The sequence below is a fragment of the uncultured Dialister sp. genome, assembly GCF_900541605.1.
Taxonomy (GTDB): domain Bacteria; phylum Bacillota; class Negativicutes; order Veillonellales; family Dialisteraceae; genus Dialister.
Map to the genome: position 1 here is coordinate 1 of NZ_UQKJ01000055.1, position 13,411 is coordinate 13,411.

At 48.3% G+C, this 13,411-nt stretch carries 12 protein-coding genes and 1 riboswitch; of the genes, 1 reads left to right on the top strand and 11 read right to left on the bottom strand.

Annotation, left to right across the window (positions count from 1 at the left end):
* Positions 1-93 precede the first annotated feature (93 nt).
* On the top strand, positions 94-777 hold the full coding sequence (locus tag QZR21_RS05265) for a uracil-DNA glycosylase (protein ID WP_296098969.1): 684 nt from the start codon (positions 94-96) through the stop codon (positions 775-777).
* Positions 778-834: 57 nt separating this feature from the next.
* On the opposite strand, the gene QZR21_RS05270 is transcribed toward QZR21_RS05265, so the two are convergent.
* The 11 genes from QZR21_RS05270 to mtaB form a co-directional block, all read right to left on the bottom strand.
* Positions 835-1,251, bottom strand: a complete 417-nt coding sequence (locus QZR21_RS05270) for a GtrA family protein (protein WP_296098971.1) — start codon at positions 1,249-1,251, stop codon at positions 835-837.
* Between the two features lie 187 nt (positions 1,252-1,438).
* Positions 1,439-2,383: a glycosyltransferase family 2 protein gene (locus tag QZR21_RS05275; protein ID WP_296098975.1), complete on the bottom strand. Its 945-nt coding sequence runs from the start codon at positions 2,381-2,383 to the stop codon at positions 1,439-1,441.
* Between the two features lie 139 nt (positions 2,384-2,522).
* Positions 2,523-3,881, bottom strand: coding sequence for a dihydrolipoyl dehydrogenase (gene lpdA / locus QZR21_RS05280; RefSeq protein WP_296974129.1), 1,359 nt, complete (start codon positions 3,879-3,881; stop codon positions 2,523-2,525).
* Between the two features lie 390 nt (positions 3,882-4,271).
* Complete coding sequence (locus QZR21_RS05285; RefSeq protein WP_296098978.1) at positions 4,272-5,273, bottom strand: lipoate--protein ligase; 1,002 nt, start codon at positions 5,271-5,273, stop codon at positions 4,272-4,274.
* A gap of 1 nt (position 5,274) precedes the next feature.
* The gene (gene gcvPB, locus QZR21_RS05290; protein WP_296974134.1) at positions 5,275-6,708 is read right to left on the bottom strand and encodes an aminomethyl-transferring glycine dehydrogenase subunit GcvPB; all 1,434 of its coding nucleotides are present in this window, start codon (positions 6,706-6,708) and stop codon (positions 5,275-5,277) included.
* Positions 6,692-8,017, bottom strand: a complete 1,326-nt coding sequence (gene gcvPA / locus QZR21_RS05295) for an aminomethyl-transferring glycine dehydrogenase subunit GcvPA (RefSeq protein ID WP_296974136.1) — start codon at positions 8,015-8,017, stop codon at positions 6,692-6,694. Before gcvPA ends, gcvPB begins: the two co-directional genes overlap by 17 nt.
* A gap of 2 nt (positions 8,018-8,019) precedes the next feature.
* A complete protein-coding gene (gene gcvH / locus QZR21_RS05300) occupies positions 8,020-8,403 on the bottom strand; it encodes a glycine cleavage system protein GcvH (RefSeq protein WP_363143127.1) in 384 nt (127 codons plus the stop codon).
* A gap of 159 nt (positions 8,404-8,562) precedes the next feature.
* On the bottom strand, positions 8,563-9,642 hold the full coding sequence (gcvT, locus tag QZR21_RS05305; protein ID WP_296974138.1) for a glycine cleavage system aminomethyltransferase GcvT: 1,080 nt from the start codon (positions 9,640-9,642) through the stop codon (positions 8,563-8,565).
* 147 nt (positions 9,643-9,789) lie between these two features.
* A riboswitch (glycine riboswitch) is annotated at positions 9,790-9,867 on the bottom strand.
* Positions 9,868-10,278: 411 nt separating this feature from the next.
* Entirely contained in the window at positions 10,279-10,821 is a 543-nt protein-coding gene (locus QZR21_RS05310; RefSeq protein ID WP_296098988.1) for a hypothetical protein, read from the bottom strand.
* Positions 10,822-11,281: 460 nt separating this feature from the next.
* Complete coding sequence (locus QZR21_RS05315) at positions 11,282-11,638, bottom strand: histidine triad nucleotide-binding protein (RefSeq protein WP_296098992.1); 357 nt, start codon at positions 11,636-11,638, stop codon at positions 11,282-11,284.
* Positions 11,639-11,640: 2 nt separating this feature from the next.
* Positions 11,641-12,987: a tRNA (N(6)-L-threonylcarbamoyladenosine(37)-C(2))-methylthiotransferase MtaB gene (mtaB, locus tag QZR21_RS05320; protein WP_307974021.1), complete on the bottom strand. Its 1,347-nt coding sequence runs from the start codon at positions 12,985-12,987 to the stop codon at positions 11,641-11,643.
* Positions 12,988-13,411: the final 424 nt, after the last annotated feature.

Below are 13,411 nucleotides of genomic sequence, written 5' to 3' on the forward strand. Positions count from 1 at the left end.
CCGCACGAATGACTCTATCCGTAAGCATCGCCCTAACAGCTCGACAAACTGAAATTGGCTGAGCCCTTTATATCCACCAGGAGGATTACCACCATGACCATTTCTTCCTTTATGAACCATCTCATTGCTTTCCATGGAGAAAACACCTTCAATCCGTGGAACGACACCGATCTTGACTATGACGTAGAAGGGGCGGCTGCTATCAGGCGGAAGAACCTTTCCGACTACCTGTCCCTCCGTCTGGGAAAGGCAAAAATCCTTCTCGTAGCAGAAGCCTGCGGCTATCAGGGAGGGCAGTTCTCCGGCATCGCCATGACCTGCGAGCGCATGCTGCTGGACTGCCATCCGGTGGTCACTTCGGATATGATTTTCCGTCGTCCTGGAGAACGGACCAGCCGCCCTGACAGCCCTTTCATCACGAAACCCACCCAGCGGGAAAAGGGATTCAACGAACCCACGGACTCGGTGGTGTGGAAAGCGTGCCTGGATGCCGGCCTTTCTCCGGAGGAATTTCTTCTCTGGAATATTTTCCCCTTCCATCCCTATAAAAAAGGAAACCTCCTCACGAACCGTACTCCCACGGACGAGGAACTCTCCATCGGCCTGTCTTACACGAAGGAGCTCCTTACCCTCACCGGTTCCCTCCCCCTCTTCGCCATCGGCAAGAAGAGCGAAACTACCCTTACGAAAGCGGGCTTTTCTGTCACCTGTCTCCGACACCCTGCCAATGGCGGTGCCAATATCTTCCGGGCACAACTGAAGGATGCGCTTTCCTGAATATAAAAATAGCGACATCAATGAAACAGTTTCGTTGATGCCGCTATTTTTATATTTTTATACATGTCCATGCAGCACATACCGCTTGGTAAAATAATTCCATACCATGACTACCGCAGAAGCCACTACCTTGGCAAACATATACCAGATACCTATGATATCAATGAAGAACCACATGACCACCTGATTGATGCCAAGACCAATAATCGATGTCAATGCAAAGAGAGCCATCTGTTTCTTACTCTGCTGTTCTGCATGAAATACTACATAGACACAGAGAATATAGTTGACCACCAGTGATACTGTAAAAGCAATAGGCGCCGATACCAGAGGATTCAAGCCACCATACTCGGTCAATGCAAAAAGAAGGCCATACTCTAAGAGGAAACAACCACCTCCTACTAAAAGAAAGCGGAAAACTTCCCAAAATCGCTCAGTAGAGGGAAAAAATTTACGAATTAAAGAATCAAACATAGTTCACCTGTCTGGAATAATAAAAAGGAATAAAGTGAATCATGAAATTCCAAGGGTAAATAATTATTAATGACGAATCAAATTCAACAGGCATTATGAGAGGAATAAAAATTGATTTCCCGCAAATTATTTGAATCAGATGTGCCAGATTCATCATCTTTAAAACTATCCACATCCAGCCAATTACTTACTGCCCTTTTCTCAGCATCATCCGTATGATATTCATCTGTATTTCAAAATTTTTTCTACTGTTTTTGACTTCTATATCCAGCATAAGTCCAGTACCAAGAAAGACAACAGCTGCCATCATAAAGAATCCCGACGTCACCAGTGTCGGTAATTTAGGAACCAGACCGGTGACCATGTATTCATGAAATACAGGGAGGAAAAGGGCCAGCGAGATAAAAGCCATCGCCAGAGCTGCCATGGTAAAAAAACGGAGAGGCCGATAGTCTTTATAGAGCATAAATATGGTTCGAAGCACTCTGGCGCCATCCCGAAAAGTATGAAGTTTACTCACACTGCCAGCCGGCCGATCACGATAGGAAACGGGCACATTTGCTAAAAGAAGATTCTTATCCAGCGCATGAATCGTCATTTCTGTCTCGATTTCAAAACCTTTGGACAGGATAGGAAAAGTTTTGACAAACATAGGAGAAAAAGCACGGTAACCGGTCATGACATCTTTGATTTCATGGCTGTTTTCACCCCAAAACATGTTAATAAACCGCCGGACCAGCATATTTCCTGAATTATGGAATGGCCTTTTATTCTCCTCGAAATAGGTAGACGACAGGCGGTCCCCAATGACCATATCCGCCTTTCCTTCCAGAATAAGATTGACCATGGCCCTCGCATTTTCTGCCGGATAGGTATCATCTCCATCTACCATGACGTAGCAGTCTGCATCAATATCCCGGAACATGGAACGGATCACATTACCTTTTCCCTGCCGGTATTCATGACGCACTACCGCTCCTTCCCGTTCTGCAATTTCAGCAGTTCTGTCGGTAGAATTATTGTCATATACATAAATCACCGCTTCCGGAAGAACTTTCCTGAAATCCCTGATAACCTTTCCTATTGTAATGGCTTCATTCCAGCAAGGAATGAGTACTGCAATTTTATCCAAACTATCCATCTCCAACTAATTACGATACCATTCTATTGTACCCCATCTTTAAAGGGATTTCATAAATTTTATATAAAAACACCAATACCAGGACTTATGGTATTGGTGTTAAATGAAAAAATTATTTCTCTCTAACTTTTTATCTAAGCAGCGCGCTTTCTGCCGCTCCTCCCAAAGCTTCTTCTACTGATGGATGGGGACGAATCACTTTCAGGAACTCTTTCAATGTCAGATGGTTTACAATTGCCAGCGAAATCTCACTGATCAGATTATACGCATCAGCACAAATAAGCTGGGCTCCACGGATATAGCCAGACTCGTCAGACAAGATTTTTATATAGCCTCCCTCATCGGCAATAAGACTTTTAGCATTGCTTCCCATGACAACACGACCTGTTTTGATGGGAATGTCTCTTTGTTTCGCCGCCTCCTCCGTAAGTCCTATAGAGGCAATTTCCGGCAGCGTATAAACACACTGCGGCACCAGATCCAACTCTATGGAGCAGGGTTTACCTGCGATGGCAGCAGCTGCCGCTTTCCCCTGAGCTTCAGCAGAATGGGCAAGCTGTACCGTCCCATAAACGATATCACCAATGGCATATACTCCCTTAACCGAAGTCTCCATGTGACTGTCCACCTTGAAACAGCCCCGCTCCATGTCCACTTCCATGGGGAGCAGGTCCTTCGTTTCCGGATGACGGCCGGTGGCAATGAGCACCGCATCGGCAGGAAGAAACTCCTCTTTCCCTCCTTTTTCAAAAGAAATGGAAAGTCCCTCTTCCGTTTTTTCAATTTTCTTCACACCGGCCCCGGTGAACACATGGATGCCTTTTTTCCGGAAAAGGGCCGCCAGGTGGCGGGCAAGGTCTGTATCAAAGGGTGGCAGGAGTCGGGGCATCATTTCCACGATAGATACATCCGTCCCAAAAGCCCGGTAGGCTTCTGCAAATTCCACGCCAATAACACCGCCACCGATGATGACCAGTTTCTTTGATTCCGGCAGTTCCGAGAGAAGGCTGTCACTGGTATAGACACCGGGCAGGCTGCTTCCCGGAATGGGAGGAATGGACGGAGCCCCGCCGACAGCCAATACGATATGAGAAGTTGTGAGTTCTACCGGGTTCTCCCCTTCCACGGATACTGCAGTTGGAGAAACTACACGCCCCTTTCCCTGGTAAATATCCACTTTATTCTGTTTCAGCAGCCGCCCTACCCCTTTTCTTAAAGTAGAAACGACATCGCTGCACCGTTTACGAAGGCCCGCAAAGTCAGGCGTACCTCCGGCATTCCTGATACCAAATAGGGCAGCCTTGTCTATGTTTTCCAGAAGTCCTGCTGCATAGAGCAGGGTCTTTGTCGGGATACAGCCCCTGTTGAGACAGGTACCACCAAGTTCTGCCTTCTCCACCAGCGCTGTCTTCAATCCATACCGGGTACAATGAATGGCACAGACATATCCTCCTGGACCGCCGCCGATTACAACTACATCATATTTCATGAGTATCCTCCTTTGGGATAGATATAAGGACGTTGGTACTACACAGCGATATTTCAGTTTGTCGAGCTGTTGGGCAGCGCTGATGGATAGAGTCATTCGTGTGGGGCTTCTAGCTGTTAGCTCCTAGCTGCTAGAAGCCCCGCACGAATGACTGGCGGAAACAACAGATGGAAAGCGCCGCAGGCGAATCAGTTTTCCTAGAAGCTAGTAGCCAGAAGCTAGAAGCTCCATGCGAATGACTCTACCCGTAAGTATGCAAATCTGCCGCGAAGCAGCTGGCAAACTCAAGGCCCAAGGCTCACTGCTCAAGGCTATGACTCCAACCGTCAGTATGCTAAACTGCAAGTTTCAACATCCCTGCAAACCGCAATTGGATGCATCATCCCGTCCTTACGCCTTTTCTCTTACCAGTTCTGTCACATCAGAAAGGACCGCTCTTTCCTCCGCCGTTTCGACGGGCAGGGACGAGAGAGCTTCCGCCAGGGCTGAGCCTTCATACCGGGATCCCTTCAGCACGCCGGGGAGGGAGGCGATAAGATCTGCCTCCAGGCCATCAGAGTCCACCGATGCCTTTTCTATTTTTCCCCGATTTACCCCAAAATAGAGACGGATAAATCCCCAGTCATACCGTCCTTCGATGGACGTACTGAATTCCCTGGCCTGACCCAGGCGCCAGTCCCAGGAAGAAAAGAAGCGGATCCTTTCTTCCAGTGCCTCTTCCGGGATATCGGAAGAACGAATTTCGTGAACTGGAAGGCCATAGACCTTCCCGAAGCTTTCCTTCAGCGCTTCCGTCAGGCTTTCTACGGTAATGGCTCCATTCAGGTCCGAAAGGTTCACCACCTTGGAAGGCACCGATTTGACCCCTTTGTAGTTCATCTTCGAACCGTCCACATTGAGGTATTTCATCATATCCTTCATGTCCTCGGAAATGAGAAGTGTACCATGGTGATAGCAGTAATCTCCGGTTCGATAAAAAGCATTGCCCGAGAATTTACGCCCATCGATTTTGATATCGTTCCGTCCGCTTTTTTCCGCATGAATACCAAAAGGGGACAGGCCATCCATGATGACGGAAAGCTGCCGATCCACATCGTAATCTTTTCTCCTGGCAAGGAAAGAAAAATTCATATTTCCAATATCATGGTACACAGCACCGCCGCCGGAAAGCCGGCGGGCCAGAAGGCCCCCGTCCTCTTCCAGCCGCTTCACATCGCATTCCCGCCAGCCGTTCTGGTTCCGGCCAATGACTACGGTATTCCTGTCCTGCCAGAGGAAGAAGACGATTTCCCCTTCCTCCACATGATGCATGAGGTATTCCTCCACTGCGAAATTTCGGAAGGGGTTTTGGGTCTCTTTCCAGTTACATAGAAATGTAATTTTTCGAATCATATCAGCCCCCGAAATCATACCGAATATGAGGATGCCGAGCCGCTTTGACTTCATCCGGCCTGCCTATGGGTGTCTGGTGGGGAGCCGTGTGGAGAGATTCCGGATCGACCCGTCCCTTTTCAAAGACTCGAATAAATGCTTCAGCAGCCCAGTCCAAAGTTTCCTTATTTTCCGTCTCCGTTGGTTCCGCCATCAGTGCTTCATGGACAATCAGGGGGAAATACATGGTGGGCGGATGCATGCCTTCATCCAGAAGGCCCTTCGCCACATCCAGGGCGGAAACACCGGTTTCCTTCTTATATTTTTCCAGGGTCATTACGAATTCATGCATGCAGCCGCCGGGATAGGCCATGTCCATCTGGGACGCCAGCTTCTTCATAAGGTAATTGGCATTCAGTACCGCATGGGCCGATGTTGCCGCAAGGCCATCAGAGCCAAGCATGAGAATATAGGTAAAAGCCCTGAGGATAACAAGGAAGTTACCATAGAACATTTTCACCCGGCCAAAGGATTTCTCCGGCCTTTTGAAGTGATAGTCCTCTCCCTCTTTCACCACGATGGGATGGGGCAGAAAATCTGCCAGAAACGCTTTGCACCCCACAGGTCCGCTTCCGGGGCCGCCACCGCCATGGGGCGTGGAAAATGTTTTATGCAGGTTCACATGGACACAGTCAAACCCCATATCTCCGGGGCAGGCTCTTCCTACCACCGCATTCAGGTTTGCCCCATCATAGTAGCAAAGGCCCCCTGCTTCATGGACGATACGGGTAATTTCCAGGATATTCGGGTCAAAAATGCCCAGAGTATTCGGATTGGTCAGCATGAGGCCTGCCGTATCGTCCCCCACGGCGGCTTTGAGCCCAACGAGGTCGACACCGCCCTTTTCATTGGATGGTACATGGACCACTTCATCCCCCGCCATGGACGCAGATGCGGGGTTCGTTCCATGGGCAGAGTCGGGAACAATAATTTTCGTCCGCTTTGTATCTCCCCTGGATTCATGGTAAGCGCGGATCAGGCGCAACCCCGTGTATTCTCCATGGGCTCCAGCCGCCGGCTGGAGAGTCATTTCATCCATTCCCGTAATGACGGCAAGAAGGTTCTGCAGCCGATACATCACTTCCAGGGCTCCCTGCACACTTTCCTCCGGGGCCAGGGGATGGATATCGGTAAAGGACTCCAAGGAGGCCGCTTCCTCATTGACCGCCGGATTGTATTTCATGGTGCAGGAACCTAAGGGATAAAACCCATGGTTCACGCCAAATGTCTGTTTTTCCAACTGTCCGTAGTGCCGGTCCAGCTCCACCTCATCCAGCTCCGGCAGATGGGGTGCTTTCTGCCGCAGAGGGATATCCATGTCCCTCACAGCCACATCACAGGGTGGAAACAGGTCCATATGGTGGCCTTTCCGGGACCGCTCAAATAGAAGTTCCATGACCCATCCCTCCTTTCAGGATTGCAACCATTTCATCCATATCTTCTTTACTGTTCATTTCCGTAGCGCACCAGAGAATACCGCCATCCACAGGAAGGCCTCCCAGTATGCCATTTTCTTCCAGTATCTCCTCCACTTTCTGTGGCGGAACAGGTGAAGCCGTTACAAACTCATCAAAGAAGGGGCCTTTGTATCTCAGGGTAAAGCCGATCTTTTCCAGTTCTCCTGCCAGGTAATGGGCTTTGGCATAGCACTGGGATGCGGCCTCTTTCATACCATCGGGCCCCAGGGCAACCATATAGGCGCCGCAGGCCATGGTGCAGAGGGCCTCATTGGAACAGATATTGGAAGATGCCTTTTCCCGGCGGATATGCTGCTCCCGGGCCTGCAGTGTCAGTACGTAGCAGCGGTTTCCCCGGCTGTCCGTAGTTTCCCCTACAATCCGTCCCGGCAGCTTTCTCATAAGCTTTTCCCGGCACGTCATAAATCCCATGTAAGGGCCTCCAAAAGACAGGGGCAGTCCCAGCTCCTGCCCATCCCCCACGGCAATATCTGCCCCATATTCCCCCGGCGTTTTCAGAATTCCCAGAGACAGGGGAGAGACGGACATGACCGCCTTCGCTTTGACTTCATGGGCCAAAGACACCAGGGCGTCTCCCTCTTCTATGAGGCCAAAGAAATTAGGACTCTGGAAGACTACGGCCGCTGTCCCGTCATCCGCCATTTCCGCCAGTTTTTCCTGGTCCGTCTGTCCTTCCTTAGCAGGAATCACATGGAAATCTACCCGGCGGCTGTCGCAGTAGGTCTTCATGACTTCCAGCATCTGGGGATGCATGGTTCCTGAAGCAAGGACACTGTTCTTTTTCCTGTCAAGGCACATAAATATGGCCTCCGCCGCAGCTGTGGAGCCATCGTATACAGAAGCATCGGATACATCCATACCGGTCAGTTCGGAAATCATGGTCTGGTGCTCGAAAATGGACTGAAGGATTCCCTGGCTGATTTCTGCCTGGTAAGGGGTGTAGGTGGTACGGAAGGCTTCCTTGGAAATCACCTGTTTGACAATGGCCGGAATATAGTGGCTATAAGCACCGGCACCGCGAAAAATCGATGTGAACCGACGGTTTTTCGCTCCCAGCTTCCGGATTTCCCGGATCACTTCCATTTCGCTTTTCCCTGCCGGCAGGGGCAGCCGGCTCCGGTATACATCCCGGGGCACGTCCCGATACAGGTCATCCACAGAAGAAAGGCCCAGGAAATCCAGCATTTCCTTCGTCTCTTCCTCAGAGGCGGGTACATAATTTCCCATAGTTATTCCTCCCCCTGGGTCTTGCAGAATTCCTCATACTCCTTTGCGTCCATCAGGTCTTCTTTGTCAGTCACATTCTTCACTTTCACGAACCAGGCTCCATAGGGATCTCCATTCACCTTTTCCGGTGCATCCAGCAGTTCCTCATTCACCTCTTCCACTTCTCCCGTCACCGGGCTGTACACATCGGATACCGCCTTCACCGATTCGATATCTGCGAAGGTGTCTCCTTTGGAAACGGGATCTCCCACCTCCGGAAGATTGACAAATACAATATCCCCCAGCTGGTCCTGTGCAAAATCCGTAAGTCCGATATAGATAAAATCACCGTCTTCTTTGATCCATTCATGGGTTTTGGCATATTTGACATCCTGTGGAAAGTTCATAATGATTCCTCCTTGTTGATTACGATGGGTATTATGAAAATATGATGAAATCGAGGAGGCCAACCTGCGGTCTGGCCTTTGACCAAGTGGTGGCGTCCAGCTTTTAGCTACTAGCAGGCCCCGTCTATCTCGACCTCAATCTCGGTTTCGATCCCGGTTTTACTTTCTCTTATAAAAAGGCAATGGTACCACTTCGCAGGCCACTTTTCTCCCTCTTACATCAGCCAGCACTGTATCACCGATTGTTACCGTTTCCCGGGGAACCAGGGCCATGGCATAGGCCCCTTTCAGGTATGGGCAGTAGGTGCCCGATGTGGTGCGCCCGATTTTATGGTCTCCCAGGTACAGGTCTTCCTCCTCCCTCACGATGCCGCGGCCGGTAACCTTCAGGCCTATCCGTTCCCGTTTCGGCGGCTCTGCCAAAAGTGCTGAAAGACCGATGAATTCTTTCTTACCAAGCTTCACAGCGAAGTCCAGTCCCGTTTCCAGGGGACTCACGGTCTCATCCATTTCATGACCGTAAAGAGGCATGGCTGCCTCGAGGCGAAGGGTATCCCTGGCACCGAGGCCGCAGGGAAGGAGATCCTCTCCTCCCTTTTCCAGAAGTAGATTCCAAATCTTCCCGACTTCATTGGCGCTGCAGAAAATCTCATAGCCGAATTCCCCGGTATACCCTGTGCGGGAGACCAGACAATCCACGCCGCCGATGACCACGTGCTCCTTTTCGCTGTAGTATACAGCTGGCAGTTCTCCTGATTCCACCAGGGCCGGCAGGAAATCCTTCGTCATGGGGCCCTGCAGGGAAATGAGTCCGGTGTCTTCGGATATATCGGTAAACCTGGTATCCGGAAGAAGATTCTTTGCCATATGGTCCGCATCTTTGTCATGGGTAGCCGCATTGACCACCACCATGTACCGGTCTTCCCCCAGATGGTAAACAATAAGATCATCAATGACCCCGCCCTTTTCGTTCAGCATGGTGCCGTAACGTACCTTTCCGACAGGAAGATTCGTATAGTCATTGCTCAAAAGATGGTTCAGCGAAGGCAGGGCTCCCTTCCCTTCAAAAAGTACTTCTCCCATATGAGATACATCAAACATGCCCATCTTCGTGCGGACTGCCATATGCTCCGCAAGGATTCCTTTCCCATACTGTACCGGCATGGTATAGCCTCCAAAGGAAACCATTTTTCCTTTCAAAGCCACATGCCTATCATAAAGCGGTGTCTTCTTATCCAAAATCCATCGTCCCCTTCCTTTTCCGGGTGCGCCTTTTTCCCAACAAAAAAAGGCGCACTGTAAAAAATCAGTGCGCCTCTGTCCTTTGACCTGAAAGATAAGCATTGCTGCCTGCTTCTTCGGTGCCCATAGGCTCTCCAGAGGATAGTCCAAATACCGGTCCGTTTACCTGAGAGTTTCTGCCCCTTCGGTGCCTTCCTTTCCCGGCTCTCCCGGTATCTTCATCCCTTGCATAGAATGAAAGATTCACCATTGAATCCTGTGGAATTATGCCTTTACTTTACCATAGGTTTACAGAAGAGAGATAATAAAATTTTTTAATAACCTTTCATAACGAAATACATTATGCCATTGCATGTCCGCAGTCCCTATCGGAAGCTTCAGTCAAATTGCAGTTTGACGAGCTGTTAGAGCGAAGCTTACGGATAGATTCATTCGTGCGGGGTTCCTAGCTTCTAGCTGCCAGGAAGACTCGACAGCCTACGGCACGAATGACTGGCGGAAATATCTAGTGGAAAGCGCCGCAGGCGAATCAGTTTTCCTGGCAGCTAACAGCCCCGTGCGAGTGACTCTACCCTCAACACCGAATACCAACAGCTCGACAAACTGAAATTGGCACAACCACTGTTCTCGTGGTTACATCAACGGCACAGCCCGATTGCTGTAGTAGTGGTCCGTAATATCTACGAAATAACCGGTCAGGAGATGATTAAATTCTTTTTCATTCATTCCTTCTCCGGTAACAGCGAAAGCATAGCCGCCGGTGGTCCAGTGAGCAGCGAAGGAATGGCTGCCGGTCTTTGCTACGTAGACCTGGGCATTTCCAATCCGTTTCTCTTCCCACTTTCCAGTATACACACCGCTGATATCCTTAGCTGCTTCGCCCTGTTTCATCTTTTCACTGCGAACCATAAGCTTAGCGCCTTTATCATTGCTGTAACGGATATCTGCGGTTTCACGGCTGATAGCAATGTAGTCATCCACTTTATAGCCAAAAGATTCCGTCAGGAACAGGGGATCAAAACCTACTACCTGTCCCAGTCTTTCATAGCTGTTGTATTCTACCAGCGGATTCGGAATGCCAATCCTGCCGGGCATTTGAGCTTCGCTGACCATTCCTGGAGCCAGCATGGCAGCGCCCATAATAGAAGCAATCAATAATTTTCCCCATTTTTTCATTTTTATATCCTTCTTTCTAAACACAGAAAGCACTGAGTACCCAGTGCTTTCTTAATGTGAATCAATTATATCATAGAATAGAATAGAATAGAATAGAATAGAATAGAATAGACTGCAGGTCAATTTTACATTAATACGTCCAATTTCGTATGCCTGATTATGTTTCTGCATCTAATAGTCCATTCATGTCCATTTCAGTATAAGGAGCGGTACCGGATCGCTGAATAAATTCATAACCTTTCCCAATGGCTGAATGGATTGTTTCTTTCTGAGCGATGCTGATGCCTACATAAATCAATCCGGCACATCGTAAAAGGTTTAAATCGGGCTCTGGATAAATTACTGCTGCACAAATACATTATTCACAATTTCAAAATACCCTTCATATCTTCTTTGCCGAGCTATTCTCCTGCAGCAAAAAACGGCAGTCCTCAAACCTGCCGTTTTACTACTTACATCTTTATTTATTTTCCGGAAAAGGAGGCCATCCCAGTTCTTTACCTCCAATAATATGGGCATGGAAATGGAAGACCGACTGGCCCGCTTTTTCTCCAGTATTGATAACCAGACGGAAACCACATTCCTTTAAACCGGCTTCCAGCGCGATTTTCTTAACAACCATAAAGAAATCAGAAAAATCCTTATTCGTTTCTTCATCTAAAGCAAGGATATTATCTACATGTTTCTTTGGAATTACAAGAATATGGACCGGCGCACAGGGTTCAATATCCTTAAAAGCATACCAGTGTTCATCTTCATACACTTTAGTGCTTGGAATCTCACCAGCAGCGATTTTGCAGAAAATACAATCAGCCATAATTACTCCTCCTCTGCTACGGTTCCTGTCATGCCATCTTCTGTAATTTTATCGATACAGACAGGATACATGTGTCCTCTTTCTATATTTGAATTTCTGATAGACACCCGGATATATTCATCCGTGAGCCCCTCAAAAAATCCATTCTTTTGTTCCTCTGCCAATACCCGGACTACTTTCCCTAAAAACTGTTTCCTATAATCCAATGCAATTCCTTTTTCCAATGCCTGTACCCGGTGAACCCGTTCTTTCTTGATTTCATTAGATATCTGATTCGGATAGGAAGCTGCCGGAGTCCCTGTGCGTCTGGAATAAGGGAATACATGGATACCAGAGAACCGGATTTCCTTTAGCGTTTCCAAAGTTTCCTCGAAGTTTTCTTCTGTTTCTCCGGGGAACCCGACAATGAGGTCTGTGGTGATTGCAATGCCTGGCACCTTTTCCCGAAGTTCAGAGATTAACTTTTTGAATTGAGGAAGCCTGTAATGACGGTTCATACCCTTCAGTACAGCATCAGAGCCTGACTGGATTGGCAGATGGAGATGACGACATACCTTTGGCTCATGCTGCATGATGGAAATCAGATCTTCTGACAATTCCACAGACTCAACAGAGCCAAGTCGGATACGCAGGAGCTCCGGAATCTTTACAAGTTCCGCTACCAGCGTAGCCAGAGATGTACCATCATGAAGATCCTTCCCGTAATTACCAAGATGAATACCGGTAAGTACGACTTCCCTGTATCCTTCAGACACAAGGCGTGTGATTTCATGAACCGCATCTGCCTGGAGCCGGGATTTCAGTTTGCCACGGGCATAGGGAATAATGCAAAAGGTACAGTAATTATCACAACCCTCCTGAACTTTCACAAAAGCCCGGGTCCTTACTTCACCTGCCATATCCACTTCCATATTCTCGAAGTGATCCACCTTCATAATATCCACTGTCTCGTTCAGTGGCCTATTATCCGTCCGGTGCATGGCCTGTTCTACATAGTCAACAATACGGGTCCGATTCTGCAGACCCACAATCACATCTACGTCTCCCATCTTTTCAAAGATCTCTGGTGCCAGCTGGGCATAGCAGCCAGCCACCGCAATAATCGCCTTTGGATGAGCCCGGCGGATACGGCGCACCATCTGTCGGGATTTCCTATCGCCAATGCTGGTGACAGAGCAGGTATTGACGACATATACATCAGCATCGTCATTTTCCCCTGCCTGAGCATACCCATTCCGTACAAAGAGAGTACGCATGGCATCACTATCATACTGGTTAACCTTACAACCAAGAGTAATGAAGGATACCTTTTTCTGAGTGTTAGTTTCTATAGTTTCCATGTGATACATTATATCATAGATTTTCGTGCATGGGGATAAAATAACACGGCAGACTAAATATAGCCGTATAAATGTTCATCACTCTATCGCCACCTGGCGGCATATAAATCCTTCTGTATTGGTATAAACAGTAATGATACATTTTTAAATGGAGTTTCTATACCTGCCAATTTACGAGTTCCATTTTCCTTGAATCTACACCAAATGAAAGATAATATTGATTATGATAGAATACCGTCTGTATGAATACATTAGAACAGAAAATACCTATAACTATGCAAAAATACAGATATTCCGCAGTACTCCAGTAAAAAACTTATCTCTGCATCATTTACCTTATCCGTCCATTTTATGCCTTAAACCTTCCAATTTTCCCATAAAGAGAAACCCACCAGCTTAGCTGGTGGTTCTTCTTTTGCGGCCCAAAGGGCCT

What these genes read in the sequence shown, in the direction of transcription:
- QZR21_RS05265 (WP_296098969.1), top strand. Translation starts at nt 94, where the DNA reads ATGACCATTTCTTCCTTTATGAACCATCTCATTGCTTTCCATGGAGAA.
- gcvPB (WP_296974134.1), bottom strand. Translation starts at nt 6,708, where the DNA reads ATGGAACTTCTATTTGAGCGGTCCCGGAAAGGCCACCATATGGACCTG.
- lpdA (WP_296974129.1), bottom strand. Translation starts at nt 3,881, where the DNA reads ATGAAATATGATGTAGTTGTAATCGGCGGCGGTCCAGGAGGATATGTC.
- QZR21_RS05270 (WP_296098971.1), bottom strand. Translation starts at nt 1,251, where the DNA reads ATGTTTGATTCTTTAATTCGTAAATTTTTTCCCTCTACTGAGCGATTT.
- QZR21_RS05310 (WP_296098988.1), bottom strand. Translation starts at nt 10,821, where the DNA reads ATGAAAAAATGGGGAAAATTATTGATTGCTTCTATTATGGGCGCTGCC.
- mtaB (WP_307974021.1), bottom strand. Translation starts at nt 12,987, where the DNA reads ATGTATCACATGGAAACTATAGAAACTAACACTCAGAAAAAGGTATCC.
- QZR21_RS05285 (WP_296098978.1), bottom strand. Translation starts at nt 5,273, where the DNA reads ATGATTCGAAAAATTACATTTCTATGTAACTGGAAAGAGACCCAAAAC.
- gcvPA (WP_296974136.1), bottom strand. Translation starts at nt 8,017, where the DNA reads ATGGGAAATTATGTACCCGCCTCTGAGGAAGAGACGAAGGAAATGCTG.
- gcvH (WP_363143127.1), bottom strand. Translation starts at nt 8,403, where the DNA reads ATGAACTTTCCACAGGATGTCAAATATGCCAAAACCCATGAATGGATC.
- QZR21_RS05315 (WP_296098992.1), bottom strand. Translation starts at nt 11,638, where the DNA reads ATGGCTGATTGTATTTTCTGCAAAATCGCTGCTGGTGAGATTCCAAGC.